The sequence below is a fragment of the Streptomyces sp. NPDC001502 genome (genome assembly GCF_042894785.1).
Lineage (GTDB): Bacteria > Actinomycetota > Actinomycetes > Streptomycetales > Streptomycetaceae > Streptomyces > Streptomyces kutzneri.
Window position 1 is genome coordinate 1 of record NZ_JBIAVW010000007.1, and the last position, 25,969, is coordinate 25,969.

The following is a 25,969-nucleotide window of genomic DNA, read 5'->3' on the forward strand; positions in this document are numbered from 1 at the left end:
CCAGATGTGGAAGCCCGGTAACGGGTGAAGCTGACTGGTACTAATAGGCCGAGGGCTTGTCCTCAGTTGCTCGCGTCCACTGTGTTAGTTCTGAAATAACGAACAGCTGTGTTCATGCCAGCGTTCAAATTTCATAGTGTTTCGGTGGTCATAGCGTTAGGGAAACGCCCGGTTACATTCCGAACCCGGAAGCTAAGCCTTTCAGCGCCGATGGTACTGCAGGGGGGACCCTGTGGGAGAGTAGGACGCCGCCGAACAACCCGCCCTTTTAGCTCAGTCGGTAGAGCGTCTCCATGGTAAGGAGAAGGTCAACGGTTCGATTCCGTTAAAGGGCTCCACTGAAAAAGGCCCCCGCCAATTGGCGGGGGCCTTTTTTGTTTTCCGGCACGGACACGCTCCTGCCGTACGGCCGGCAGGGCCGCCGAGGGCCGGAGGGGCGGGCCGTAGCCGAGCTGCCTACCATGGATGTGAAGGGTAGATAAGGTACGTCCGGCGGCTTCGAGGTGCCCCCACGGGCCGCTCGGCTGGCCCAGGAGGCGTGATGACCGTACCCCCCGACGCAGCGGCACCACAGCACACGCAGGGCGACCCCGAGGACGTCCTCAAGCACATCGGAAGTACGTGGCACTGGGCGCTCGGCTTCGCCCTCGCGACCCTGATCCCCGGCATCCTGGTGCTCGTCTGGCCGGACGAGACGCTGCACATCCTGGCCGTCATCATCGGTCTGCAGTTCCTGGTGGCGGGCGCCTTCCGGTTCGTCACCGCCTTTTCGCACAGCAGCGACGGGGGCAGCAGGCTGGCGGGTGTCCTGATCGCCATGCTCGCGTTCCTGGCAGGCGTGCTGGTGCTGCGTCATCCGATGCAGACGATCGGCGCGCTGAGCTTGATCATCGGAGTGTTCTGGCTGCTGTCCGGAGTGCTCATGGCGTTCACCGCGATCGCCGACCACACGCTCGTGCACCGGGGCCTGCAGTTCGGCCTGGGTGCTCTCGGCGCCGTCGCCGGAATCGTCGTGCTCTGCTTCCCGGTGGACTCCGCGGTGGCCCTGACCCGGCTGCTCGGACTCTGGCTCGTCCTGCTGGGCGTGTTCGAGCTGGTGATGGCCTTCGCACTGCGTTCCGCCACCCGCCGGGTCACGCCGGCCCGTCCGGGGTGACCCGGCGGGCGCCGACGTACTCGTACTCTCCTGAACCTGGGCTCGGCGCACGCCGAGCCCAGGTTTCTTGCGGAGACACGCGCCGGCTGTTCGCCTATTCGCCCGTGCGCTGTTCCGGGACGCGGAAGGCGAGGATCGCCATGTCGTCCGACGCGGGCTCTGCGGCGAAGCGTTCCACGGCGCGCAGGACACGGGAGGCGACCGCGCCCGCGGTGAGGCCCGTACACGTGGTGAGGACCTCGGCGAGGCCGTCGTCGCCCAGCATGCGGGTGCCCTCGCGGCGTTCGGTCACTCCGTCGGTGACGCAGAGCAGTACATCGCCGGGGTCGAGGGTGAGGGTCTGTTCGTAGAGGTCCAGGTCCTCGATCACGCCCAGCAGCGGCTGCGGGTCCGCGGCCGCGTCGACCTGGCCGTTCGGGCGCAGGCGCAGCGGCAGCGGGTGGCCCGCGCAGACCACCTTCATCAGGGCGCCGCCGTCGGGCTGGGGGTGCAGCTCGCCGTAGAGGAGGGTGAGGAAGCGGCTGCGGGCGCCCTCGTCGAGGATGGCCGCGTTGAGCCGCTCCAGTACGGCCGGGCCGCCGAGGCCCTCACGGGCCAGCAGGCGCAGTGCGTGCCGGGCGAGGCCGGTGACGGCGGCAGCTTCCGGGCCCGTACCGCAGACGTCGCCGATGGCGAAGCCGTACGCGCCGTCGCGGATCGGGAAGACGTCGTAGAAGTCTCCGCCGACCTCGTTGCCCTCGCCGGCCGCGCGGTAGATGACCTCGACCTCCATGCCGGGGATCGCGGGAGAGCCGGGCGGCAGCAGGCTGCGCTGGAGGGAGCGGCTGATCGCGGTGCGCTCGGAGTAGAGGCGGGCGTTGTCCAGGGCCAGGGCGGCCCTGCGGGAGAGGTCCTCGGCGAGTTCGAGGATCTCCTGGCGGAAGTGTTCCTCGCGCGGCTTGCCGAGGGTGAGCATGCCGATCACGCGGTTGCGGGCGAGGAGGGGGAGGACCACGGTCTCGCCGCCGACCGCGAGGGTCGCCTCGGCCCACGGGCGGGCGCCGGCCTCGCGGACCGGCTCGGGCGGGCTGACCCGGGAGAGCAGCTCCTTGAGGCCGTCGATGCGCTCCTCGTCCTCGTGCAGGACGTAGGAGAGGTACGGGTCGGAGGATTGGTCGGCGATCGTGTAGACGGCGCACCAGGTGGCGAGGGTCGGGACGGTCATCTGGGCCATCAGGGCCAGGGTCTGGTCCCGGTCGAGGGTGCCGGCCAGCAGGTCGGAGGCTTCGACGAGGAAGGAGAGGGAGCCGCGGCGCAGGCGTTCCAGTTCGCCGAGTCGGGCGGACTCGACGGCGAGGGCGATGCGGTCGGCGGCGAACTGGAGGTGCAGGGCCTCTTCGTTGGAGTAGCGGCCGGGGGTCTCGGCGGCGACACCGAGGGAGCCGGTGAGGCGGCCTTCCACCTTGAGGGGGACGGTGACGGCGGAGCGCATGCCGGTGGCCTCCAGGAGCGGCACGGCTCCGGGGGAGGCGATGAGGTCGTCGTGGACGGCGGGCATGCGGGCGGAGCCGTAGCGGTTGGTGCCGGCCTCGACGGGGACGCGGGCGAAGCGCTGGCGGGTGGAGGGCAGGCCGGTGGTGGCGCGGACCTCCAGCTCCGTCTCGTCGTCGGTGGCGAGCAGCAGGAAGGCGGCGTCGGCGTCGAGGAGGTCGCGGGCGCGCTCCACGGTGCGCTGGAGGAGCCCGTCGAGGTCGTCGGGGGCGGGGGAGCCGATGAAGACCTCGAAGGGGTCCGTGGGGCGGGGATCGGTGAAGTGGCCGCTGTCGGAGGTGGGCACCCGTACCGGGGTCTGGAGCAGGGCGCGCTCGTCGTCGTGGACGAGGAGGCAGACGATGGACGGTTCGCCGTGGGCGTCGCGGACCCGCAGGTGGGAGGCGAAGACGGGGATGACGCGGCCGTCGGCGCCGCGGACGCCGTAGCTGCCCTCCCAGCGGGACAGGCGCAGGGCCTCGGCGATGCCGGTTCCGGTGCCGGGGGTCTGGGGCCAGGCGGCGAGCTCGGCGAGCGGGCGGCCGAGTGCCTTCTCGGCGGGGTGGCCGAAGATGTGCTCGGCGTCGTCGTTCCAGGCGGAGATGGAGTCGGCCGAGTCGATCTGGAGGACGGCGACGCGGACCCGGCTGTCGGCCAGGGGCAGCAGCTGGTCGGGGACGACGGGGCCCGCGGAGCGGGTACCGACCGGCCGGTCTGGCAGGTCCAGGCGGAACCACACGTGCTTGTGGGTGGCGGTGTACTCGACGCCCCAGCGGGTGGCGAGGGCGGCGCAGAGCATCAGGCCGCGGCCGTTCTCGCGGTCGGGGTCGGCATAGGGGCGCTCGCCGGGGTGCTGGAGCGGGAGCTCACGCTCCGGATACCGGTCGGCGACCTCGACCCGTACGCCGCCCTCGGCGCGCAGGCACAGGACCTCGGCCCGGGTGCCGGCGTGGACCACGGCGTTGGTGACGAGCTCGCTGGTGAGGACCACCGCGTCGTCGACGATGTCCGCGAAGCCCCAGCCGTGCAGGGTGTCGCGGACGAACCCGCGGGCGGCGGCGACCGAGCGCCCGAGGGGATCGAAGCTGGCAGCCGCCCGTGCCGTGATCACGAGTCTCCTTCGACGCGGTTGGACATCGGGTGCCAGGTTACTTACCTTCGCGGTCGGCATGGTGCCGTCGTCGGGGATTCCACCCGCAGGGTACGGCGGGTGTGCGATGGTGCCGAAGTGTTATGGCCGGGTTCGGCCAGGGTGAAACACTGGGCAGGCTTGCAGAGCCGGCTTGTGACGAGTCAGGCGTCCGGTGGAAAAGTGGTCGACCCTTTCGGGAGGGACACGGTGGAGTCTGGCGCAGCGGTACGGCGTACGGGAACGCGGCCGAAGGGCGGACGTTCCCGGCGCAGTGGCACGACGGAGGTCGATACCGCCGCACTGAACCGGCTGCTCACGGCCCTGGTGTCGATGCGGGACGGGAATTTCCGCAAGCGGCTGACGGTGTCCGGCGAGGGCGTGATGGCGGAGATCGCCGCCGTCTACAACGAGGTCGCCGACCGCAATCTCCACCTGACCGGGGAGTTGTCCCGGGTGCGGCGGATGGTGGGCCGCGAGGGCAAGCTGAGCGAACGGCTGGAAACGGGTGCCTGTGAGGGTTCCTGGGCGGCTGCGATCGATGCCTCGAACCAGCTGGTGGACGATCTGGCCCGGCCGGTGTCCGAGGTGGGCCGGGTGCTGTCGGCGGTGGCCGAGGGCGATCTGGACCAGCGGATGGATCTGCGGACGCAGGCGGCCGAGGGGGCCGGGCATCCGCTGCGCGGGGAGTTCCTGAAGGTCGGGCGCACGGTCAACAACCTGGTCGACCAGCTGTCGGCGTTCACCGACGAGGTGACGCGCGTGGCGCTGGAGGTGGGTACCGAGGGCAAGCTCGGCGGTCAGGCCCAGGTGCGTGGGATGTCGGGTTCCTGGAAGGATCTGACCGACTCCGTCAACACGATGGCGTACCGGCTCACCGCTCAGGTGCGTGACATCGCTCTCGTCACGACGGCGGTCGCCAAGGGCGATCTGTCGCGCAAGGTCACGGTGCACGTGGCCGGCGAGATGCTCCAGCTGAAGAACACCGTGAACACGATGGTGGACCAGCTGTCGTCCTTCTCCTCCGAGGTGACCCGCGTCGCCCGCGAGGTGGGTACCGAGGGCGAGCTGGGCGGCCAGGCGAAGGTGCCCGGGGTCGCGGGTGTGTGGAAGGACCTGACCGACTCGGTCAACACCATGGCCGGGAACCTGACGGCCCAGGTGCGCGGCATCGCGCAGGTGACCACGGCGGTCGCGAACGGCGATCTGTCGCAGAAGGTACGGGTCAGCGCGCGCGGCGAGGTGGCGCAGCTGGCCGAAACGATCAATCAGATGACCGAGACGCTACGGACCTTCGCGGACGAGGTCACGCGCGTGGCCAGCGAGGTCGGGGCCAAGGGTCTGCTCGGCGGCCAAGCGCAGGTGCCGGGGGCGGCGGGGACGTGGAAGGACCTGACCGACTCGGTGAACACGGTCTTCCGCAACCTCACCACGCAGGTGCGGGACATCGCGCAGGTGACGACGGCGGTGGCGAACGGCGACCTGTCGCAGAAGGTCACGGTCGACGTGGCCGGCGAGATGCTGGAGTTGAAGAACACCGTCAACACGATGGTGGACCAGCTGTCCTCCTTCGGCGCGGAAGTGACGCGTGTGGCCCGTGAGGTGGGCGTCGAGGGTGAACTGGGCGGCCAGGCACAGGTGCCGGGGGCCGCCGGGACGTGGAAGGACCTCACCGACTCGGTCAACACCGCCTTCCGCAACCTCACCGGGCAGGTGCGCAACATCGCCCAGGTGACGACGGCGGTCGCCAACGGTGACCTTTCGCAGAAGGTGACCGTGGACGTCTCCGGCGAGATGCTCCAGCTGAAGAACACCGTCAACACGATGGTGGACCAGCTGTCCTCCTTCGCCGACCAGGTCACGCGGATGGCGCGGGACGTGGGTACGGAGGGCCGTCTCGGCGGCCAGGCCCGGGTGGAGGGGGTGTCCGGCACCTGGAAGGAGCTCACCGACTCCGTCAACTTCATGGCCGGGAACCTGACCTCGCAGGTGCGCCAGATCGCCCAGGTGACGACGGCGGTGGCGCGGGGCGACCTGTCGCAGAAGATCGACGTGGACGCCCGGGGCGAGATCCTGGAGCTGAAGAACACCATCAACACGATGGTCGACCAGCTCTCGGCCTTCGCCGAGCAGGTGACCCGGGTGGCCCGGGACGTGGGTACCGAAGGCCGGCTGGGCGGTCAGGCGCAGGTGCCCGGGGTGGCCGGCGTATGGCGCGACCTGACGGACTCCGTGAACGGCATGGCCGGGAACCTGACCTCGCAGGTGCGCAACATCGCGCAGGTCGCGACGGCGGTGGCGCGCGGTGACCTGTCGCAGAAGATCGACGTGGACGCCCGGGGCGAGATCCTGGAGCTGAAGAACACCCTCAACACCATGGTCGACCAGCTCTCGAACTTCGCGGAGCAGGTGACGCGGGTGGCGCGTGAGGTGGGTACCGAGGGCATCCTCGGCGGCCAGGCGGAGGTGAAGGGGGTGTCCGGTACCTGGAAGGACCTCACCCAGTCCGTCAACTTCATGGCGAACAACCTGACGTCCCAGGTGCGCAACATCGCCGAGGTGACCACGGCCGTGGCCATGGGCGACCTCTCCAAGAAGATCACCGTCGATGCCAAGGGCGAGATCCTCGAACTGGTCACCACCGTCAACACGATGGTGGACCAGCTGTCGTCCTTCGCGGAGCAGGTGACGCGGGTGGCGCGCGAGGTGGGCTCCGAGGGCATCCTCGGCGGCCAGGCCCGGGTGCGCGGGGTGACGGGCATCTGGAAGGACCTGACCGACAACGTCAACCTGATGGCCAACAACCTGACCTCCCAGGTGCGCAACATCTCGCAGGTCTCGGCGGCGGTCGCCAACGGCGACCTGACGAAGAAGGTCACGGTCGAGGCGCGCGGCGAGGTCGCGCAGCTCGCCGACACCGTCAACACGATGGTGAAGACGCTGTCCTCGTTCGCGGACGAGGTGACCCGGGTGGCCCGCGAGGTGGGTACGGAGGGCCGCCTCGGCGGCCAGGCGCACGTGCCGGGCGTCTCGGGGACGTGGAAGGACCTCACCGACTCGGTGAACTTCATGGCCTCCAACCTCACCGGTCAGGTGCGGCAGATCGCCATGGTCACGACCGCCATCGCCAAGGGCGACATGACCAAGAAGATCGACATCGATGCCCGCGGCGAGATCCTGGAGCTCAAGACCACCATCAACACGATGGTCGACCAGCTGTCCTCCTTTGCCGACCAGGTCACCCGTGTGGCCCGCGAGGTGGGTACCGAGGGCATCCTGGGCGGTCAGGCCCGGGTCCGGGACGTCGACGGCACGTGGCGGGACCTGACCGAGTCCGTGAACGAGATGGCCGGCAACCTCACCCGGCAGGTGCGCGCGATCGCGGCCGTGGCCACCGCGGTGACCCGCGGCGACCTCAACCTGAAGATCGACGTGGACGCGGCGGGCGAGATCCAGGTCCTCCAGGACAACATCAACACGATGATCGCGAACCTGCGCGACACCACCTTGGCCAACAAGGAGCAGGACTGGCTCAAGGGCAACCTCGCGCGGATCTCGGCCCTGATGCAGGGCCGCCGGGAGCTCGACGACGTGGCCTCGCTGATCATGAGCGAGCTGACCCCGGTGGTCTCCGCGCAGCACGGCGCCTTCTTCCTGGCGCTGCCGGCCGGCGGTACCACCGAGATCGGGACGGAGGGGGGCGCGGACGGCTCGTACGAGCTGCGGATGCGCGGGAGTTACGCGTACGCGGGCGGCCAGATGCCCATCTCCTTCCGGCCGGGGGAGGGGCTGATCGGGGCGGTCGCCGAGGAGAAGCGGATGATCCTCGTCGAGAACACCCCGCCGGGCTACCTGAAGATCTCCTCGGGGCTGGGCGAGGCTCCGCCGGCGCATGTGATCGTGCTGCCGGTGCTCTTCGAGGGGAAGGTGCTCGGCGTCATCGAGCTGGCCTCCTTCACGCCCTTCACCCAGATCCAGAAGGACTTCCTCAGCCAGATCGCCGAGATGATCGGTACGAGCGTCAACACCATCAGCGTCAACTCCAAGACGGAGATGCTGCTGAAGCAGTCGCAGGAGATGACCGAGCAGCTGCGCGAGCGCTCCGACGAGCTGGAGAACCGGCAGAAGGCGCTGCAGGCCGCCAACGCGGAGCTGGAGGAGAAGGCCGAGCTGCTGGCCCAGCAGAACCGGGACATCGAGGTGAAGAACACCGAGATCGAGGAGGCCCGGCAGGTCCTGGAGGAGCGCGCGGAGCAGCTCGCGGTTTCGATGCGCTACAAGTCCGAGTTCCTGGCGAACATGTCGCACGAGCTGCGGACCCCGCTCAACTCGCTGCTGATCCTGGCCAAGCTGCTCGCCGACAACGCGGAGGGGAACCTCTCGCCGAAGCAGGTGGAGTTCGCCGAGACCATCCACGGCGCGGGTTCTGACCTGCTGCAGCTGATCAACGACATCCTCGACCTGTCGAAGGTCGAGGCCGGGAAGATGGACGTGTCGCCGACCCGGATCGCGCTGGTCCAGCTCGTGGACTACGTGGAGGCGACCTTCCGGCCGCTGACGGCGGAGAAGGGCCTGGACTTCTCGGTACGGGTCTCCCCGGAGCTGCCCGCCACGCTGCACACCGACGAGCAGCGGCTGCTCCAGGTGCTGCGCAACCTGCTGTCCAACGCGGTGAAGTTCACCGACACCGGGGCGGTGGAGCTGGTGATCCGGCCGGCCGGCGCCGATGTGCCCACCGCGATCCGCGAGCAGCTGCTGGAGGCCGGTTCGCTGCGGGAGGCGGACGCGGACCTGATCGCCTTCTCGGTCACCGACACCGGGATCGGGATCGCCGCGAGCAAGATGCTGGTGATCTTCGAGGCGTTCAAGCAGGCGGACGGGACGACGAGCCGCAAGTACGGCGGCACCGGGCTGGGGCTGTCCATCAGCCGGGAGATCGCCCGGCTGCTGGGCGGGGAGATCCACGCGGCCAGCGAGCCCGGCCGCGGGTCCACCTTCACGCTGTACCTGCCGCTGCACCCGAGCGAGCTGCCTCCGCAGGGGTACGCGCCGCCGACCCCCGGTGGCGCCCGCGGGGAGCTGTACCGCAGGTCGCCGGCCGCGGGCCGGCCGGTGCTGCCGGGCACCCAGGCCGGGCCGGCGGCCATGCCGTCGGTGCAGGCGCAGCCCGTGCGGCCGGCGCTGTCGGCGGCCGAGCCGGCCGGGCAGGGGCAGGGCGGCGGGGCCGCGCTGTTCCGGCGGCGGCGCAAGGCGGCGAGCGATCTGGAGCCGCGTACGGCGGTGCCGGGCCAGCCGAACGTGGTGGGGGCCGAGGACGGCTGGGGCAGCGCGGACGAGGAGCTTCCGGTGGTGCCCCGGACGTACGACTTCCACGGCGAGAAGGTGCTCATCGTCGACGACGACGTCCGCAACGTCTTCGCGCTCACCAGCGTGCTGGAGCAGCACGGACTGGCCGTGCTGTACGCGGAGAACGGGCGGGAGGGAATCGAAGTCCTGGAGCAGCACGACGATGTGACGGTCGTACTGATGGACATCATGATGCCCGAGATGGACGGGTACGCGACGACCTCGGCGATCCGGCGGATGCCGCAGTTCGCCGGGCTGCCGATCATCGCGCTGACGGCGAAGGCGATGAAGGGGGACCGGGAGAAGGCGATCGACTCCGGTGCTTCCGACTACGTCACCAAGCCGGTCGATCCGGACTACCTGCTGTCGGTGATGGAGCAGTGGATGCGCGGCAAGTGATCGCCGGGAGAGCGGAAGGGCGCCGATCGCCGACCCACTGCGCCCGGAGCGGTGTGAGAGGGCTGTGAACGGGGAACCTTCTGCTCTCCCACCGCGTTTCCGCTTCGTGCACAGTGACATCTTGGTGACAGGGTGTGGCGATCTCGGGACTGGGGCTACGATGACCGGCACAAGGACGGACGGCGCAAGGATGCCGTCCTCTGGGGCGGGGCCCGGCGCACAGGCCGGAGCCCGGAGCCGGGGAGGCCCCATGCCGGGGCGAGGAGGACAGGGCATGGTGCAGAAGGCCAAGATCCTCCTGGTCGACGACCGGCCGGAGAATCTGCTGGCGCTGGAGGCCATCCTCTCCGCGCTCGATCAGACACTGGTCCGGGCGTCGTCGGGGGAGGAAGCGCTCAAAGCGCTGCTGACGGACGATTTCGCGGTCATCCTGCTGGATGTCCAGATGCCGGGCATGGACGGATTCGAAACCGCCGCGCACATCAAGCGGCGGGAACGGACCCGGGACATCCCGATCATCTTCCTCACCGCGATCAACCACGGTCCGCACCACACCTTCCGCGGTTACGCGGCGGGTGCGGTCGACTACATCTCCAAGCCGTTCGACCCGTGGGTGCTGCGGGCCAAGGTCTCGGTCTTCGTGGAGCTGTACACGAAGAACTGCCAACTGCGCGAGCAGGCGGCTCTGCTGCGGCTCCAGCTGGAGGGTGGCAACAGTTCCAACGGCGTGGACGCGAGCAAGGAGACGGCCGGACTGCTGGCCGAGCTCTCCGCGCGGCTCGCGGCCGTCGAGGAGCAGGCCGAGGCGCTCACCAAGCAGCTCGGCGAGGACTCCGCCGACGCCGGCGTGGTGGCGACCGCGGCGCACCTGGAACGCAAACTCACCGGGCTGCGGCGGGCACTCGACGCGCTGGAGCCCGGGACGGCCGGAGGGGCCTCGGTCCTGCCCGCGCAGAACTGACCGTGCGCGGGTCGGTACTGGCGGTGTGTCAAAGCGCCTACGGAGCCGACGACACGAACGGGTGAAGGGGTGGGCACGCGTGTCCACCGGCGCGCGCACCGGTAACCTCGGGCCCATGGCCTCACGTACGTCCGGTAAGGGTTCCCAGAGCACCGCGGGCACCGCGAAGGGCCGCACCGGCCGTACGACGGCGCCGGCGAAGAAGGCCGCGCCCGCGCGCAAGGCCCCGGCCAAGAAGGCCGCGGCCGCCAAGCGGGCCCCGGTCAAGAAGGTCGCGGCCAAGCCCGCGCCCTCCCCGACCGGGGGCGTGGTGCGGCTGGTGCGCGCCGTCTGGCTGGGCTGCGCGCACGCGGTCGGCGCTGTCTTCCGCGGGATCGGTCAGGGGGCCAGGAACCTCGACCCCGCGCACCGCAAGGACGGCGTGGCGCTGCTGCTCCTCGCCCTCGCGCTGATCGTCGCCGCCGGTACCTGGTCGAATCTGAGCGGTCCCGTCGGGGATCTGGTCACGATGCTGATCACCAGTCTCTTCGGACGGCTGGATCTGCTCGTGCCGATCCTGCTCGGCGTCATGGCGGTGCGTTTCATCCGTCATCCCGAGCAGGCCGATGCCAACGGCCGCATCGGCATCGGGCTGTCCGCCCTCGTCATCGGCGTCCTGGGCCTGGTCCACATCGCCTGCGGGGCGCCCGGCCGGGACGAGGGCACCACCGCGATGCAGAACGCGGGCGGACTCATCGGCTGGGGCGCCTCCAAGCCGCTGATCTTCACCATGGGCGCGCCGCTGGCCGTGCCCATGCTGGTGCTGCTCACGATCTTCGGGCTGCTCGTGGTCACGGCGACCCCGGTCAACGCGATCCCGCAGCGGCTGCGCAGGCTCGGCATCCGGCTCGGGATCATCGCCCCGAACGAGTACGACGAGGGCTACGGCGAGGACGCGGGCGCCGCCGGCGAGCGGCACGACCCGGAGCAGTGGCGGGCCCGTGGCGGAGCCGGTGAGGGCTCCGGCGACCCGGCGGACGAGGCCGAGGAGGAAGCGCTCGCCCGGCGGCGCAGGCCGCGCAGGACCCCGGCCCGGCCCGCCATGGAGCGGGGGATGGACGCCGTCGACGTGGCCGCGGCGGCCGCCGCCGCGCTGGACGGGGTGGTCTACGGCGGAATGCCGCCCTCCCCGCTCGTCGCCGACCTCACGCAGGGGATCGCCGTCGAGCGCGACGGCGCGGAGCTCACCGCTCCGGTGCCGACCGCCCGCGCGGAGCGTCCCGTACCGGACACCACCCCGGCGAGCGCCCCCGAGAGCGCCTCCGAACCGGCCGCCGGGCCGCCGCACGCCACCACCGCCGCGGCCTCCGGGACGCTGTCGGTGCCCGACCTGACCAAGGCCCCGCCGCAGACCCAGGCGCTGCCGCCGCGCGCCGAGCAGCTCCAGCTGCGCGGGGACATCACGTACGCCCTGCCCTCGCTGGACCTGCTGGAGAAGGGCGGGCCGGGCAAGACCCGCAGCGCCGCCAACGACGCGGTGGTCGCCTCGCTGCGGAACGTGTTCACCGAGTTCAAGGTCGACGCGGACGTCACCGGCTTCACCCGGGGGCCGACGGTCACCCGGTACGAGGTCACCCTGGGCGCCGCGGTCAAGGTCGAGCGGATCACCGCGCTGACCAAGAACATCGCCTACGCGGTGGCCTCGCCGGACGTCCGGATCATCAGCCCGATCCCGGGCAAGTCCGCGGTCGGCATCGAGATCCCGAACACCGACCGCGAGATGGTCAACCTCGGTGACGTGCTGCGCCTCGCGGACGCGGCCGAGGACGACCACCCGATGCTGGTCGCGCTGGGCAAGGACGTCGAGGGCGGCTACGTCATGGCCAACCTCGCCAAGATGCCGCACGTGCTGGTCGCCGGTGCCACCGGTTCCGGCAAGTCCTCCTGCATCAACTGCCTGATCACCTCGGTCATGGTCCGGGCCACCCCGGAGGACGTCCGGATGGTCCTCGTGGACCCCAAGCGGGTCGAGCTGACGGCGTACGAGGGCATCCCGCACCTGATCACGCCGATCATCACCAACCCCAAGCGGGCCGCCGAGGCGCTCCAGTGGGTCGTGCGCGAGATGGACCTGCGCTACGACGACCTGGCCGCCTTCGGCTACCGGCACATCGACGACTTCAACCAGGCCATCCGGGACGGCAAGATCAAACTGCCGCCGGGCAGCGAGCGGGAGCTCAGCCCGTACCCGTACCTGCTGGTGATCGTCGACGAGCTCGCCGACCTGATGATGGTGGCTCCGCGCGACGTCGAGGACTCGATCGTCCGCATCACCCAGCTGGCCCGCGCGGCCGGCATCCACCTGGTGCTCGCCACCCAGCGGCCCTCGGTGGACGTGGTCACCGGCCTGATCAAGGCGAACGTGCCCTCGCGCCTGGCCTTCGCCACCTCCTCGCTCGCCGACAGCCGGGTCATCCTCGACCAGCCGGGCGCCGAGAAGCTGATCGGCAAGGGCGACGGGCTCTTCCTGCCGATGGGCGCGAACAAGCCGGTCCGCCTGCAGGGCGCCTTCGTCACCGAGGACGAGATCGCCGGGATCGTCCAGCACTGCAAGGACCAGATGGCGCCCGTCTTCCGGAACGACGTCACCGTCGGGCAGAAGCAGAAGAAGGAGATCGACGAGGACATCGGCGACGACCTCGACCTGCTGTGCCAGGCGGCGGAACTGGTGGTCTCCACGCAGTTCGGGTCCACCTCGATGCTCCAGCGCAAGCTCCGGGTGGGGTTCGCGAAGGCCGGGCGGCTCATGGACCTCATGGAGTCGCGGGGAATCGTCGGCCCGAGCGAGGGTTCGAAGGCGCGCGACGTCCTGCTGAAGGCCGATGACCTGGACGGAGTGCTCGCGGTCATCCGCGGCGAGGCCCATCCGTAATGAAATTCCGGGCAACCGTTTCCCTTGGGCCCGCGTCAAGTTGAAGAGAGGTGGCGGTAGGCGCGCGAGATCGCTCACAGCGCCGGGCCGCCGCACCCGAGCATGACCTCCCTTCGCCATTCGGATGGCGTATGGAGTGCACCCTCCGGTTGCTCCACCCTTTCGTCACCCCCCTAGACTGGACTTCCAGCAGGTGGCTACACGCTCGAAAGGCGCCCACGTGTCCATCGGCAACTCCAACTCCCCCGAAGAAGAGCGGCCTTCGACCGACGACCGGTCCGAGGACCGCATCGTCGAACGTCCTGTCGAAGGACCGTCCATCGGGACGGCCCTCAAGAAGGCCCGGATCGCCGCCGGGCTCACAGTCGACGAGGTCAGTTCCACCACCCGCGTGCGCATCCCGATCGTGCACGCGATCGAAGAGGACGACTTCACGCGGTGCGGCGGCGACGTCTACGCCCGCGGTCACATCCGTACGCTCGCCCGCGCCGTCAACCTCGATCCGGCACCCCTGGTCGAGAGCTACGACGCGGCCCACGGCGGCCGGCCGGCACCCACGCCCGCCGCGCCGATGTTCGAAGCCGAGCGGATCCGCCCCGAGCGGCAGCGGCCCAACTGGACCGCGGCCATGGTCGCCGCCATCGTCGCCGTGATCGGCTTCGTGGGCTTCACCGCCTTCAGCGGTGGCGACGAGAAGGCCAAGCGCCCGGTGGCGGAAGGTTCCGCCTCCCCCAAGCCCGCACCCAAGCAGACCGGCGCCAAGCCGGTCCCCCAGCCCCCGCAGACCCCGCAGGCGCCCAAGCCGGAGCCCTCGGACAGTGCGATCGCCGCCGCGCCCAAGGACCTCGTCACGGTGGTCCTGACGGCCGACACGGGCGAGAGCTGGATCTCCGCGAAGGACTCCACCGGCCGGCTGCTCTTCGACGGCACCCTCACGCAGGGTGAGTCCAAGACCTTCACGGACAAGGAGTCCGTCGACCTCGTGCTCGGCGACGCCGGGGCCGTGAAGCTCTTCGTGAACGGCAAGGAGATCAAGGACGACTTCCAGCCGGGTCAGGTGGAGCGTCTGAAATACACGAAGGCCGACCCTGCCCAGGACCAGCCGCAGGCGGGCTGACGCGGGACCGCCCTAGGGCGGAAGGCTTGAATCCGGATCCCCGGGGTGCTGCGCCGCACCCCGGGGATCTTGCTGTACGGGGACTTGCGGCAGGGGCCGACGCCGGGACGAAGTAGTCTTGAGTCCATGCCCGAACGCCGTACCGTCGCCCTTGTCACTCTTGGCTGCGCCCGTAACGAGGTGGACTCGGAGGAGCTCGCAGGCCGCTTGGCGGCGGATGGCTGGGAGCTCGTCGAGGACGCCGCCGATGCGGACGTAGCCGTCGTCAACACCTGCGGCTTCGTCGAAGCCGCCAAAAAGGACTCCGTAGACGCCCTGCTGGAAGCCAACGATCTCAAGGATCACGGCAAGACCCAGGCCGTCGTCGCCGTCGGCTGTATGGCCGAGCGCTACGGCAAGGAACTCGCCGAAGCGCTCCCCGAGGCCGACGGAGTCCTCGGTTTCGACGACTACGCCGACATCTCCGACCGCCTCCAGACCATCCTCAACGGCGGCATCCACGCCTCCCACACCCCGCGCGACCGGCGCAAGCTGCTGCCGATCAGCCCGGCCGCGCGCCAGGCCGCCGACGTCTCCCTCCCGGGCCACGCCCAGGAGCCGGTCGCCGAGGCCCCCGCCGACCTGCCGGACGGGCTCGCGCCCGCCTCGGGCCCGCGCGCACCCCTGCGCCGCCGCCTGGACAAGAGCCCGGTCGCCTCGGTCAAGCTGGCCTCGGGCTGCGACCGGCGCTGCTCCTTCTGCGCCATCCCGTCCTTCCGCGGCTCCTTCATCTCCCGCCGCCCCAGCGACGTGCTGGGCGAGACCCGCTGGCTCGCCGAGCAGGGCGTCAAGGAGATCATGCTGGTCTCCGAGAACAACACCTCGTACGGCAAGGACCTCGGCGACATCCGGCTGCTGGAGACCCTGCTGCCGGAGCTGGCCGAAGTGGACGGCATCGAGCGCGTCCGCGTCAGCTACCTCCAGCCCGCCGAGATGCGGCCCGGCCTGATCGACGTACTCACCTCGACGCCCAAGGTCGTGCCGTACTTCGACCTGTCCTTCCAGCACTCGGCCCCCGACGTGCTGCGCGCCATGCGCCGCTTCGGTGACACCGACCGCTTCCTGGAGCTGCTGGACACCATCCGCTCCAAGGCCCCGACGGCCGGCGTCCGCTCCAACTTCATCGTCGGCTTCCCCGGCGAGAAGGAATCGGACTTCGCGGAGCTGGAGCGTTTCCTCACCCACGCGCGCCTCGACGCCATCGGCATCTTCGGCTACTCCGACGAGGACGGCACCGAGGCCGTCGGCTACGACCACAAGCTGGACGAGGACACCATCGCCGAGCGGCTCGCGCACATGCAGCGGCTCGCCGAGGAGCTCACCTCGCAGCGCGCCGAGGAGCGCATCGGGGAGACCCTCGAAGTGCTCGTCGAGACCGTGGAAGCGGTCGACGAGGACGGCGAGGGCGCCTACGGGCGCGCCGCGCACCAGGCACCCGAAACGGACGGCCAGGTGGTCTTCACGGACAGCACGGGCCTGGTCCCCGGGCGTATCGTCACGGCAAAGGTGGTCGGCACCCTGGGCGTGGACCTGGTGGCCGAGCCCCTCGGCATGGATCTTGAGGAGGCGGCCGGATGACCGGAGTCCCGGCATCTGCGGCGGGCGGGACCGGCCGCCGGCCCGTACCCGGCGCGAAGCTGGGGGCCGCGGCGGTCAATCAGGCCAGCCTGTGGAACATCGCCAACATCCTGACGATGATCCGGCTCGTGCTCGTGCCGGGCTTCGTCCTGCTGCTGCTCGCCGACGGCGGCTACGACCCGGCCTGGCGGGCCTGGGCCTGGGCGGCGTTCGCCGTGGCCATGATCACGGACATCTTCGACGGGCACCTGGCCCGGACGTACAACCTGGTCACGGACTTCGGCAAGATCGCCGACCCCATCGCCGACAAGGCGATCATGGGGTCGGCGCTGATCTGTCTCTCCTGGCTTGGTGACCTCCCCTGGTGGGTGACGGGGGTGATCCTCGGACGGGAGCTCGGGATCACCCTGCTCCGCTTCTGGGTCATCCGCTACGGAGTGATTCCGGCCAGCCGGGGCGGAAAGCTGAAGACCCTGGCCCAGGGCACGGCTGTGGGCATGTACGTACTCGCACTGACCGGGGCGCTGGCGACCATGCGCTTCTGGGTGATGGCGATCGCCGTCGTGCTGACCGTCGTCACCGGTTTGGACTACATCCGGCAGGCGGTCGTCATGCGCCGCCAGGGTCTCGCCGAGGAGCGGGCTGCGGAGCGGGCCGCGCGGTGACCCACGCGGCGGGGGATTTTCCGGCGGCGGAAGCCGTTTCGGGAGCGGTGGGTGCGGCCGGAGTGGCAGCGGATGCGCTGCGCCTGCTTGCGGAGAGTGACCAGACGATCGCCGTGGCGGAATCGCTGACCGGCGGCATGGTGGCCGCCGAGCTCACGGCCGTCCCCGGAGCCTCCCGGTCCTTCCGGGGCTCGGTCACGGCGTACGCGACGGAGATCAAGCACCTGGTCCTCGGGGTGGACGCGGGACTGCTTGCAGCCGAAGGTGCGGTAAACGCGCAGGTCGCGGCCGAGATGGCGGCCGGCGTGCGGCGCGTGATGGGCGCTTCGTGGGGAATCTCGACCACCGGGGTGGCGGGTCCGGAGCCGCAGGACGGGCAGCCGGTGGGCACCGTTTTCGTCGCGGTGGACGGTCCAGGGGGCAGGAAAACGGTCCGTCTGAGGTTGAAAGGCTCCCGCGCGGAAATCCGTAGGGAGAGTGCACGCACAGTGCTCAGCCTTCTCTCGGACCAACTCCGTGAGAATGCGCGGAGGCAGGATACGGAACAGAACGGGGGGATTTGATGTTTGCAGCCCTGAGTGAACACGACATCGCTCCCCGCACGGCCGCGGCGCGAGGCGGTACGGTGGGGCGTGAAGGATGCGGCTACACGGTCAGAGGAGGGAGCCACCGATGATTCTGCTCCGTCGCCTGCTGGGTGACGTGCTGCGTCGGCAGCGCCAGCGCCAGGGCCGTACTCTGCGCGAAGTCTCCTCGTCGGCCCGAGTTTCTCTCGGCTATCTCTCCGAGGTGGAGCGGGGGCAGAAGGAGGCATCCTCCGAGCTGCTCTCCGCGATCTGCGACGCGTTGGACGTACGGATGTCCGAGCTGATGCGCGAAGTCAGTGACGAACTGTCGCTGGCCGAGCTGGCACAGTCGGCCGCGGCAAGCGAACCGGTGAGTGTGCCGGTCCGCCCGATGCTCAATTCGGTCTCCATGGCTTCGGTCACGGGTGGACCGGAGCGGGTGACCATCAAGGCGCCTGCGGAAGCGGTGAATGTCGTAGCCGCGTGAGCGAGCACGTGCGTGTTTGAGCGTGGCCGGAGCCCCGGCCGGTGCCTGGTGCACCGGCCGGGGCTCCCGGCCGTTCTGGGTGCGGGCGCGCGGGGGGTGCGGGAGGATGGGGCCGTCCGGGTTCCGGCCCCTGGGAGGCAGTCGTGCGGCGGTTGCTGCGCATACCCGCGGTGTCGGTCCTCGCGCTGACGGTGGGGGCGCTGTGGTGGTGGGCCGTGCTGCGGCTGATCCTGGCGCCCGCCGAGTCCGGGGCCGTGGAGGGTGCGGTGGCGGTGGGCGGCTGGGGGCTGGGCCTGCTGCCGGTGCACTGTGTGCCGGGCCCGGTGCGGAAGGCGCGGCGGAAGGCGCTGGGGGCGGTCGGCGGGGCTACCAGGGCATGGACACCCCACCGTTCGGGCGAAGGATCTGACCCGTCATGAAGGACGAGGCGTCCGAGGCGAGGTAGAGCACCGCCCGGGCGATGTCCTCGGGCTCGCCGACCCGGCGCAGCGGGGACATGCGGACCATCGCCGCCTCGGTCTGCTGCTGGACCTCGGGACTGTGGCGTCCGGTCATGGGGGTGCGGATCCAGCCCGGCGCGACGGCGTTGACCCGTATGCCGTGCGGGCCGGCCTCGGTGGCGAGAGTCTTGGTCAGCTGGACGACGGCGGCCTTGGCGGCGCTGTAGCAGAGCAGGCCGGGCTGGGCGGCGTCCACGGCTCCGGAGGCCATGGTGACGATCGAGCCCGGGCGGCCCGCCGCGATCATGGAACGGGCGGCCTCCTGGCAGGTGCGCAGGACCCCCTTGAAATTGATGTCCAGGATCCGGTCGAGGTCCTCGTCGGTCGTCTCCAGGACGCTGCTCCTGTGCATGACTCCGGCGATGGCGGCCGTGATGTCGAGCGGGCCCGCCGCGGTGACGGCCGCCCGGAGCGCGGCCCGGTCGGTGACGTCGAGGGGATGGACGGTGGCGGAGCCGCCGGCTTTGGCGACGAGGGCGGACGTCTCGGCGAGACCCTGCTCGTCGCGGTCCGCGCAGTGCACGTGCGCGCCCGCCTCGGCGAGCAGGACGGCGGTGGCGCGGCCGATACCGCTGGCGGCGCCGGTGATCAGGGCGGTGCGGCCGGTGAGTCCGTACGGGGCTGTGGGTGTGGGCATGACCGGACCGTACGACCGTATCTGACGGACCGTCAATCGATGGGGCGGGTCGGGTCCGTGACGTCGGTGGCAGGGTATGCGGGACCGGACTCAGGGGGTCGGGCCCTGCTGGCAGCGGGGGCACCAGTAGGTGGGGCGGCCGTCCTGGGGGGCCTCGCGGACGGGGGTGCCGCAGCGCAGGCAGGGGCGGTGCGCACGGCCGTAGACGAAGAGGTCCTGCCCGGGGCGGCGGCTGCCGGTCGTGTTGCGCGGGCCCGGCCGCTCGCCGGTGTTCGCGGACAGCAGCCGGTGGGCGGCGGCGGCCAGCCGGGGGAGAGCGGACTCGGGGAGCGCGCCGACCGGGGTCCACGGGGTGACCTGGGCCAGGAAGCAGAGCTCGGCCTTGTAGATGTTGCCGATCCCGGCGAGGTTGCGCTGATCGAGCAGGGCCTCGCCGAGGGCGCGCTCGGGGGCGGCGAGGAGGTGGGCGGCGGCGAGGGCCGGATCCCAGTCCGGCCCGAGGAGGTCGGGGCCGAGGTGGCCCACGGCCCGGTCCTCCTCGGCGGTGCGGATCAGCTCCAGGACGGGGAGGCGGTAACCGACGGCGGTGTGGTCGGCCGTGCCGAGGACGGCCCGGATCTCGTGGGCGGGGCCGCCGCGCCACTTCTCGCCGGAGGCGAAGACGTGCCAGGCGCCGTCCATCCGGAGGTGGCTGTGCAGGGTGAGGCCGCCCTCGAAGCGGGTGAGGAGGTGCTTGCCGCGGGGGGTGACGTCGAGGGTGACGCGGCCGGTGAGGTCGGCGGTGGCGAAGCGGGGGACGCGCAGGTCGCTGCGGGTGAGTGCGCGGCCCGCGAGGGCGGTGTGGAGCCGGGTCGCCACGCGCCGGATGCTGTCGCCTTCGGGCATGGATTCATTGTGCCGCCGCTGTCCGCCGGTGCGGGGCCGGGCGCCGGGCGCGGGGCCGGGCGCGGCGCGCACGCGGCACCGGCGGGCCAGCGGAGCGCGGCCGGAAAGCCTGCGGGGCTTCGCCGGATCCGGGGTCGGGCGGTGGTGCGGTCGGCCGGCTCCTCGTCCGGAGGGCCGGCGATCCGTTCCCGGCGGTTCGGGGAGGGCCCTGCGGGCACCCGGCGGCCGGCGACCGCTGGGTGACTGCCGGCGCGGCGCGCGGGCCGGTCGGGACCCGGGCTCCCCGAGCGCACCTCCCCCCGGGGAGCCCGGGGCGGAGGTGCGCCGGGCTCGGCGACGGCCTCGTGACATGTTCAGGAGGTGAGTGGCACAGTCGGGACCGTTTGCGGCTGTCAGGAGCGCAGGCGCAACCCCCTCGGCGTGGCGTGGAAGCCGGCCGCCTCCAGGGCCGGGCCGAGGGGGGAGGTCAGGGCCGCCGCCGCGTTGATCCGCTCCACCGTGAGGGCCGGGAGCGTGCCCGCGCGGGAGGCGCCCGCCAGGGCGGCCGTGGCCGCCGTGAGCCGGGGGTCCTCCGGGGCGGGCCAGGCCAGCAGGGTCTTGCCGCCGCGCTCCAGGTACAGGATGAGCTCCCCGTCCACCAGAACCACCAGGGAGCCCGCCTTGCGGCCCGGTTTGTGGGTGGCCCCGGCCGGCGGCTCGGGCCAGGGCAGGGCCGCCCCGTACGCGTTCGCCGGGTCGGCGGCCGCCAGCACCACCGCCGCCAGCGGGGGCGGGGTCCGCTCGGCGGCCCGGAGCCGGTCCACCGCGCCGTCCATCGCGAACTGGGCCGCGCCCAGCCCTTCGACCACATAGCCCCGGCGGGCCTGGCCGCTGTCCTCGAAGGCCGACAGGACGCGGTAGACCGCGCTGAAGCCGCCCTCCACCCCTTCCGCGGCGACCGCCCCGCGGGTCACCACGCCGTGCCGGTCCAGCAGGGTGCGGGCCAGGGCGTGGGCCCGGTGCGTCGGGTCGGGGGCCGCGGCCGGCAGCAGGGACCAGCGCCCGGAGACCGTGGGCGGGCCGGTACGGGACACGGTCGCGCTGAGCGTGCCGTACCGGCCTCGGGGGACGGTGCGCCGGGCCCGGTGGGCCGTCGCGCCGGCGGTGCGACCCGAACCGAGCAGCGAGCGCAACGGGGCCAGGGTGTCGTTGGTGAGCCGGCCCGACCACGCCAGATCCCATACGACCTCGGAGAGGGCGACGTCGGACACCTCGGGGAACTCGCCGCGGATCGACTGCGCGATCTGCCGGAAGAACAGGCCGTACCCGCCCGCCAGCGACGCCAGGACCGCCTGGTGGAGGGGGCTCAGCTCCAGCGGGTGCGGCGGGGGCAGCAGCATCGGGGCCGCCTCGGCCAGGTAGAGCGAGATCCAGCCGTCCTTGCCCGGGAGCGCCCCGGCCCCCGCCCAGACCACCTCGCCCGCGGTGGTCAGTTCGTCCAGCAGGCCCGGCGAGTAGCCGCTCACCCGCGACGGGAGGATCAGGCGTTCCAGCGCCGAGGCCGGGACCGGGGCGCCCTGGAGCTGTTCCACCGCCCGGGCCAGCCCGTCCAGGCCGCGCAGAGCCCCGCCCAGGTGCTGCCACTGGGGGAGGAAGGTGGCCAGCGAGGTCGGCGGCACCGGCTCCAGCTCCTGGCGGAGCGCGGCGAGGGAGCGGCGGCGGAGCCTGCGCAGCACCGTCGCGTCGCACCACTCCTGGCCGATGCCCGCCGGGTGGAACTCGCCCTGCACCACCCGGCCGGCCGCGGCCAGCCGGTGCAGGGCGCCCTCGGTCACCGCCGCGCCCAGGCCGAAGCGGGCGGCGACGGTGGCCGTGGTGAAGGGCCCGTGGGTGCGGGCGTACCGGGCCAGCAGGTCCCCGAGCGGGTCCTTGACCGGCTCGGTGAACGCCTCCGGGACACCGACGGGCAGCGCCGTGCCCAGCGCGTCCCGCAGTCGGCCCGCGTCCTCGATCGCCGCCCAGTGGTCCGCGCCGCCGATCCTGACCGGGATGGCGCGGCGGGCCGCGGCGAGCTCGCGGGCCCAGGCCGGATCCGCCCCGCGCTCGGTCAACTGGTCCTGCGTCAGCGGGCCCAGCAGACGCAGCAGGTCGGCCACCGACTCGGGATCCTTGGCCCGCCGGTCCTCCGTGAGCCACTGGAGCTCCCGCTCCAGCTCCTCCAGCACCTGCGCGTCGAGGAGTTCGCGCAGCTCCGCCTGGCCGAGCAGCTCGGCCAGCAGCCGGGAGTCCAGCGACAGCGCGGCCGCCCTGCGCTCGGCCAGCGGCGAGTCCCCCTCGTAGAGGAACTGGGCCACGTACCCGAAGAGGAGCGAACGGGCGAAGGGGGAGGGCTCCGGCGTGGTGACCTCCACCATCCGCACGCGCCGCGCCTCGATGTCCCCCATCAGCTCGGTCAGGCCCGGCACGTCGAAGACGTCCTGGAGGCACTCCCGTACGGCTTCCAGCACGATCGGGAAGGAGCCGAACTCCGAGGCCACCTGGAGCAGCTGGGAGGCGCGCTGGCGCTGCTGCCACAGCGGGGTGCGCCGGCCGGGACTCCGGCGCGGCAGCAGCAGGGCGCGGGCCGCGCACTCGCGGAACCGGGAGGCGAACAGCGCGGAGCCGCCGACCTGGTCGGTGACGATCTGGTTGATGTCACCGTGGTCGAAGACGACATCGGCCGCGCCCAGCGGGGCCTTCTCGTCGTCGAACTCGAACCCGTGCGCGGCGGCCGGGTCGTGGTCCAGGAGGTCCATGGACAGCAGGTCCGCGTCGGGCAGCCGGAGCACGATCCCGTCGTCGGCGTGCATCACCTGCGCGTCCATGCCGTACTTCTCGGCGAGGCGGGCGCCCAGCGCCAGCGCCCACGGGGCGTGCACCTGCGCGCCGAAAGGGGAGTGGACCACGACCCGCCAGTCGCCCAGTTCGTCGCGGAACCGCTCGACCACGATGGTCCGGTCGTCGGGGACGTGACCGCAGGCCTCGCGCTGTTCGGCGAGGTACGCCAGCACGTTCTCGGCGGCCCAGGCGTCCAGGCCGGCCGCCAGCAGCCGCAGCCGGGCGTCCTCCTCGCCCATGCCGCCGAGCTCGCGGAGGAACGCGCCGACCGCACGGCCCAGTTCGAGCGGCCGGCCGAGCTGGTCGCCCTTCCAGAACGGCAGCCGGCCCGGCACCCCGGGGGCCGGGGTGACCAGGACCCGGTCGCGGGTGATGTCCTCGATCCGCCACGAGGTGGTGCCCAGGGTGAAGACGTCCCCGATGCGGGACTCGTAGACCATCTCCTCGTCGAGCTCCCCGACCCGGCCGCCGCCCTTCTTGGGGTCGGAGCCCGCCAGGAAGACACCGAACAGACCGCGGTCGGGGATCGTGCCGCCCGAGGTGACCGCGAGGCGCTGGGCACCCGGCCGGCCCGTGACCGTCCCCGCCACCCGGTCCCACACCACACGCGGCCGGAGCTCGGCGAACGCGTCCGAGGGATAGCGCCCGGCCAGCATGTCCAGCACCGCCGTGAACGCCGACTCCGGCAGCGCCGCGAAGGGCGCCGCCCGCCGCACCAGGGCGAGCAGGTCGTCCAGCTGCCAGGTGTCCATCGCGACCATCGCGACCAGCTGCTGCGCCAGTACGTCGAGGGGGTTGGACGGCACCCGCAGCGACTCGATCGCCCCCGTGCGCATCCGCTCGGTGACCACCGCCGCCTGCACCAGGTCGCCGCGGTACTTGGGGAAGACCACCCCGGTGGAGACCGCGCCCACCTGGTGCCCGGCCCGGCCCACCCGCTGCAGCCCGGAGGCCACCGAGGGCGGCGACTCCACCTGCACCACCAGGTCCACCGCGCCCATGTCGATACCCAGCTCCAGGCTGGAGGTGGCGACCACGGCGGGCAGCCGGCCCGCCTTCAGGTCCTCCTCCACCAGCGCCCGCTGCTCCTTGGACACCGAGCCGTGGTGCGCGCGGGCCAGCAGCGGCGGGGCGCCCAGGGCGGCGCCCGACTGAGCCATGATCTCGGCCGGGGGCTTGCCCTCCGGCAGCTTCTCGCCCAGAGCACGCTCGTACGCGATCTCGTTGAGCCGGTTGCACAACCGCTCGGCGAGCCGGCGGGAGTTGGCGAACACGATCGTCGAGCGGTGCGCCTGCACCAGATCGGCGATCCGCTCCTCCACATGCGGCCAGATCGACGGCTTGTCCCCGCCCTCCTTGCCCTCGGTCGCGGGGGAGCCGCCCAACTCGCCCATGTCCTGCACCGGGACGACCACCGACAGGTCGAACTCCTTGGCCGACGGCGGCTGGACGATCTCCACCTTGCCGCGCGGCGCCAGGTACCGGGCCACCTCGTCCACCGGCCGGACCGTCGCCGACAGCCCGATCCGCCGCGCCGGGCGCGGCAGCAGCTCGTCCAGCCGCTCCAGGGAGAGGGCGAGATGGGCGCCGCGCTTGGTCCCCGCGACCGCGTGCACCTCGTCCAGGATCACCGTCTCGATCCCGGCCAGGGCCTCCCGGGCCGCCGAGGTCAGCATCAGGAACAGCGACTCGGGCGTGGTGATGAGGATGTCCGGCGGGCGGGTGGCCAGCGCCCGCCGCTCGGCGGGCGGGGTGTCGCCGGAGCGGATCCCGACCCGGATGTCCGGCTCGGGCAGGCCCAGGCGGACCGACTCCTGGCGGATCCCGGTCAGCGGGCTGCGCAGATTGCGCTCCACGTCGACGGCCAGGGCCTTCAGGGGCGATACGTACAGCACGCGGCAGCGCTTCTTCGTCTCGGCGGGCGGCGGGGTCGACGCGAGCCGGTCGAGGGCGGCGAGGAACGCGGCCAGGGTCTTGCCGGAGCCGGTGGGGGCCACCACCAGCACGTCCGAGCCCTCCCCGATGGCCCGCCAGGCGCCCTCCTGCGCGTCGGTGGGCGTGACGAAGGCCCCCGTGAACCACGAGCGGGTCGCGGGGGAGAACGAGTCGAGCGCAGCGCCTGCCATGCCCCCATCGTGCACCCGGCCACTGACAACGGGCCGGACCTGGGGAAACGTGAGTCGGCGCGGGGGCGCAGAATGGGGGGATGGGGACGGACGAGGGCGCCGGGGGCCGCCGGGAGTGGGCACGCCACTGGCAGTACGCGGAACTGCCGGGGCTGGACCTGCTGCGCGCCCACTACGTACGCCACACCTTCCCGCGCCACGCCCACGACGGGTACGTCCTCGCAGCCGTCACCGGCGGCGTCGAGGAGGTAGGGCTGCCCGGCCACGTCGTGCAGGCCGGACCGGGCAGTGTGGTCCTGATCAACCCCGAAGTACCGCACACCGCGCGCGCCGGGGTGCCCGAGGGCTGGGCCTACGCCACCCTCTACCCCTCGCGCGACCTGATCGTCGAGGTCGCCGACGAGATCGGCATCCTGCGCGGCACCCCGGGCTTCACCACCGACATGGTCACCGACCCGCAGGGAGCCCGGGCGATCACCGAGATCCACCGGGCCGCCGAGGCGGGGAACGCGCTGGCCGCCGACACGCTGCTGCGGGGCCTGGTGGCACGGATGCTGACCCGGCACGCCGGACCGATGCCCGCCCGTACGGTCCGTGGCGCGGGCGGCGCCGACGCGGAGGCCGCCCGGGCCGTACTGCAGGAGCGGATGGCCGACCCGCCCTCGCTGGAGCGGCTCGCCGCGGAGCTGGGCACGAGCCCCTTCGCCCTGCTGCGGGCCTTCCGCGAGCGGTACGGGATGCCGCCGCACACCTGGCTGACCGACGCCCGCGTCCGGCAGGCGCGCCGGCTCCTCGACGCGGGCACGGCGCCCGCGGAGGCGGCCGTCACCGTGGGCTTCACCGACCAGCCGCACCTGAACCGGCACTTCACCCGCATCGTGGGCGTCCCACCGGGTGCGTACCGGCGTGAGCGGGCCGTCTAGTCCTGTGACCGGCAAACCTTGCCGGTCACAGCACTAGGGGGTGTCGTGCCGGCCATGGACATCGGGGGAGTACGGGCACGCTGCGAGGCGCAGGTGCCGGGACGGGTGCCCGAGTGGCCTCCCGTCGGCGCCGTGGTCGAGCGGGACGGACCCCTCGTCCGCACCCACTACGGCACGCA

The 25,969-nt window shown here is 71.8% G+C and carries 15 protein-coding genes, 1 tRNA gene and 1 rRNA gene; 13 read left to right on the plus strand and 4 right to left on the minus strand.

The window, feature by feature from the left end:
- Positions 1-140: 140 nt before the first annotated feature.
- From rrf to ACFY0D_RS13650, 3 genes are all read left to right on the plus strand, one after another.
- Positions 141-257: ribosomal RNA gene (gene rrf / locus ACFY0D_RS13640) — 5S ribosomal RNA — on the plus strand.
- 5 nt (positions 258-262) lie between these two features.
- Positions 263-338 (plus strand) — tRNA-Thr (locus tag ACFY0D_RS13645).
- Between the two features lie 203 nt (positions 339-541).
- Positions 542-1,156 (plus strand): HdeD family acid-resistance protein, encoded by a 615-nt coding sequence (locus tag ACFY0D_RS13650; protein ID WP_390798520.1) that lies wholly within the window; start codon positions 542-544, stop codon positions 1,154-1,156.
- A 94-nt stretch (positions 1,157-1,250) separates the two neighbouring features.
- Here ACFY0D_RS13650 and ACFY0D_RS13655 read toward each other — a convergent pair whose 3' ends face one another.
- Positions 1,251-3,836: a SpoIIE family protein phosphatase gene (locus tag ACFY0D_RS13655; RefSeq protein ID WP_390798521.1), complete on the minus strand. Its 2,586-nt coding sequence runs from the start codon at positions 3,834-3,836 to the stop codon at positions 1,251-1,253.
- A 168-nt stretch (positions 3,837-4,004) separates the two neighbouring features.
- On the opposite strand from ACFY0D_RS13655, the gene ACFY0D_RS13660 reads away from it, so the two are divergent.
- The 9 genes from ACFY0D_RS13660 to ACFY0D_RS13700 all read left to right on the plus strand — a co-directional run bounded on the left by ACFY0D_RS13660 (position 4,005) and on the right by ACFY0D_RS13700 (position 18,282).
- A complete protein-coding gene (locus ACFY0D_RS13660; RefSeq protein WP_390798522.1) occupies positions 4,005-9,539 on the plus strand; it encodes a HAMP domain-containing protein in 5,535 nt (1,844 codons plus the stop codon).
- 274 nt (positions 9,540-9,813) lie between these two features.
- Entirely contained in the window at positions 9,814-10,500 is a 687-nt protein-coding gene (locus ACFY0D_RS13665) for a two-component system response regulator (RefSeq protein ID WP_390798523.1), read from the plus strand.
- A gap of 115 nt (positions 10,501-10,615) precedes the next feature.
- On the plus strand, positions 10,616-13,411 hold the full coding sequence (locus ACFY0D_RS13670; RefSeq protein ID WP_390798524.1) for a DNA translocase FtsK: 2,796 nt from the start codon (positions 10,616-10,618) through the stop codon (positions 13,409-13,411).
- 220 nt (positions 13,412-13,631) lie between these two features.
- Positions 13,632-14,528: a helix-turn-helix domain-containing protein gene (locus ACFY0D_RS13675; RefSeq protein WP_390798525.1), complete on the plus strand. Its 897-nt coding sequence runs from the start codon at positions 13,632-13,634 to the stop codon at positions 14,526-14,528.
- Between the two features lie 126 nt (positions 14,529-14,654).
- A complete protein-coding gene (gene rimO, locus ACFY0D_RS13680) occupies positions 14,655-16,145 on the plus strand; it encodes a 30S ribosomal protein S12 methylthiotransferase RimO (protein WP_390798526.1) in 1,491 nt (496 codons plus the stop codon).
- The gene (gene pgsA, locus ACFY0D_RS13685) at positions 16,142-16,810 is read left to right on the plus strand and encodes a CDP-diacylglycerol--glycerol-3-phosphate 3-phosphatidyltransferase (protein WP_390798527.1); all 669 of its coding nucleotides are present in this window, start codon (positions 16,142-16,144) and stop codon (positions 16,808-16,810) included. The genes rimO and pgsA overlap by 4 nt, the downstream gene beginning before the upstream one ends.
- 47 nt (positions 16,811-16,857) lie before the next feature.
- Positions 16,858-17,373 carry a CinA family protein gene (locus ACFY0D_RS13690; RefSeq protein ID WP_390798806.1) on the plus strand — a complete coding sequence of 172 codons (516 nt, stop codon included), beginning with the start codon at positions 16,858-16,860 and terminating at the stop codon, positions 17,371-17,373.
- 109 nt (positions 17,374-17,482) lie between these two features.
- Entirely contained in the window at positions 17,483-17,863 is a 381-nt protein-coding gene (locus ACFY0D_RS13695) for a helix-turn-helix domain-containing protein (protein ID WP_030012484.1), read from the plus strand.
- A 143-nt stretch (positions 17,864-18,006) separates the two neighbouring features.
- Positions 18,007-18,282 (plus strand): hypothetical protein, encoded by a 276-nt coding sequence (locus ACFY0D_RS13700; RefSeq protein WP_390798528.1) that lies wholly within the window; start codon positions 18,007-18,009, stop codon positions 18,280-18,282.
- On the opposite strand, the gene ACFY0D_RS13705 is transcribed toward ACFY0D_RS13700, so the two are convergent.
- The 3 genes from ACFY0D_RS13705 to ACFY0D_RS13715 all read right to left on the minus strand — a co-directional run bounded on the left by ACFY0D_RS13705 (position 18,230) and on the right by ACFY0D_RS13715 (position 24,867).
- Positions 18,230-19,000 carry an SDR family NAD(P)-dependent oxidoreductase gene (locus ACFY0D_RS13705; protein WP_390798529.1) on the minus strand — a complete coding sequence of 257 codons (771 nt, stop codon included), beginning with the start codon at positions 18,998-19,000 and terminating at the stop codon, positions 18,230-18,232. The genes ACFY0D_RS13700 and ACFY0D_RS13705 overlap by 53 nt on opposite strands.
- A gap of 90 nt (positions 19,001-19,090) precedes the next feature.
- Entirely contained in the window at positions 19,091-19,885 is a 795-nt protein-coding gene (locus tag ACFY0D_RS13710; protein WP_390798530.1) for an Fpg/Nei family DNA glycosylase, read from the minus strand.
- A gap of 392 nt (positions 19,886-20,277) precedes the next feature.
- Complete coding sequence (locus tag ACFY0D_RS13715) at positions 20,278-24,867, minus strand: ATP-dependent helicase (RefSeq protein ID WP_390798531.1); 4,590 nt, start codon at positions 24,865-24,867, stop codon at positions 20,278-20,280.
- Between the two features lie 80 nt (positions 24,868-24,947).
- Here ACFY0D_RS13715 and ACFY0D_RS13720 point away from each other — a divergent pair, with 80 nt between their 5' ends.
- Positions 24,948-25,790, plus strand: a complete 843-nt coding sequence (locus ACFY0D_RS13720; RefSeq protein ID WP_390798532.1) for an AraC family transcriptional regulator — start codon at positions 24,948-24,950, stop codon at positions 25,788-25,790.
- Positions 25,791-25,969: the final 179 nt, after the last annotated feature.

Coding starts and splice junctions, on each gene's coding strand:
- ACFY0D_RS13650 (WP_390798520.1), top strand. CDS start 542: ATGACCGTACCCCCCGACGCAGCGGCACCACAGCACACGCAGGGCGAC.
- ACFY0D_RS13655 (WP_390798521.1), bottom strand. CDS start 3,836: ATGCCGACCGCGAAGGTAAGTAACCTGGCACCCGATGTCCAACCGCGT.
- ACFY0D_RS13665 (WP_390798523.1), top strand. CDS start 9,814: ATGGTGCAGAAGGCCAAGATCCTCCTGGTCGACGACCGGCCGGAGAAT.
- ACFY0D_RS13670 (WP_390798524.1), top strand. CDS start 10,616: ATGGCCTCACGTACGTCCGGTAAGGGTTCCCAGAGCACCGCGGGCACC.
- rimO (WP_390798526.1), top strand. CDS start 14,655: ATGCCCGAACGCCGTACCGTCGCCCTTGTCACTCTTGGCTGCGCCCGT.
- pgsA (WP_390798527.1), top strand. CDS start 16,142: ATGACCGGAGTCCCGGCATCTGCGGCGGGCGGGACCGGCCGCCGGCCC.
- ACFY0D_RS13695 (WP_030012484.1), top strand. CDS start 17,483: ATGATTCTGCTCCGTCGCCTGCTGGGTGACGTGCTGCGTCGGCAGCGC.
- ACFY0D_RS13705 (WP_390798529.1), bottom strand. CDS start 19,000: ATGCCCACACCCACAGCCCCGTACGGACTCACCGGCCGCACCGCCCTG.
- ACFY0D_RS13710 (WP_390798530.1), bottom strand. CDS start 19,885: ATGCCCGAAGGCGACAGCATCCGGCGCGTGGCGACCCGGCTCCACACC.
- ACFY0D_RS13715 (WP_390798531.1), bottom strand. CDS start 24,867: ATGGCAGGCGCTGCGCTCGACTCGTTCTCCCCCGCGACCCGCTCGTGG.
- ACFY0D_RS13720 (WP_390798532.1), top strand. CDS start 24,948: ATGGGGACGGACGAGGGCGCCGGGGGCCGCCGGGAGTGGGCACGCCAC.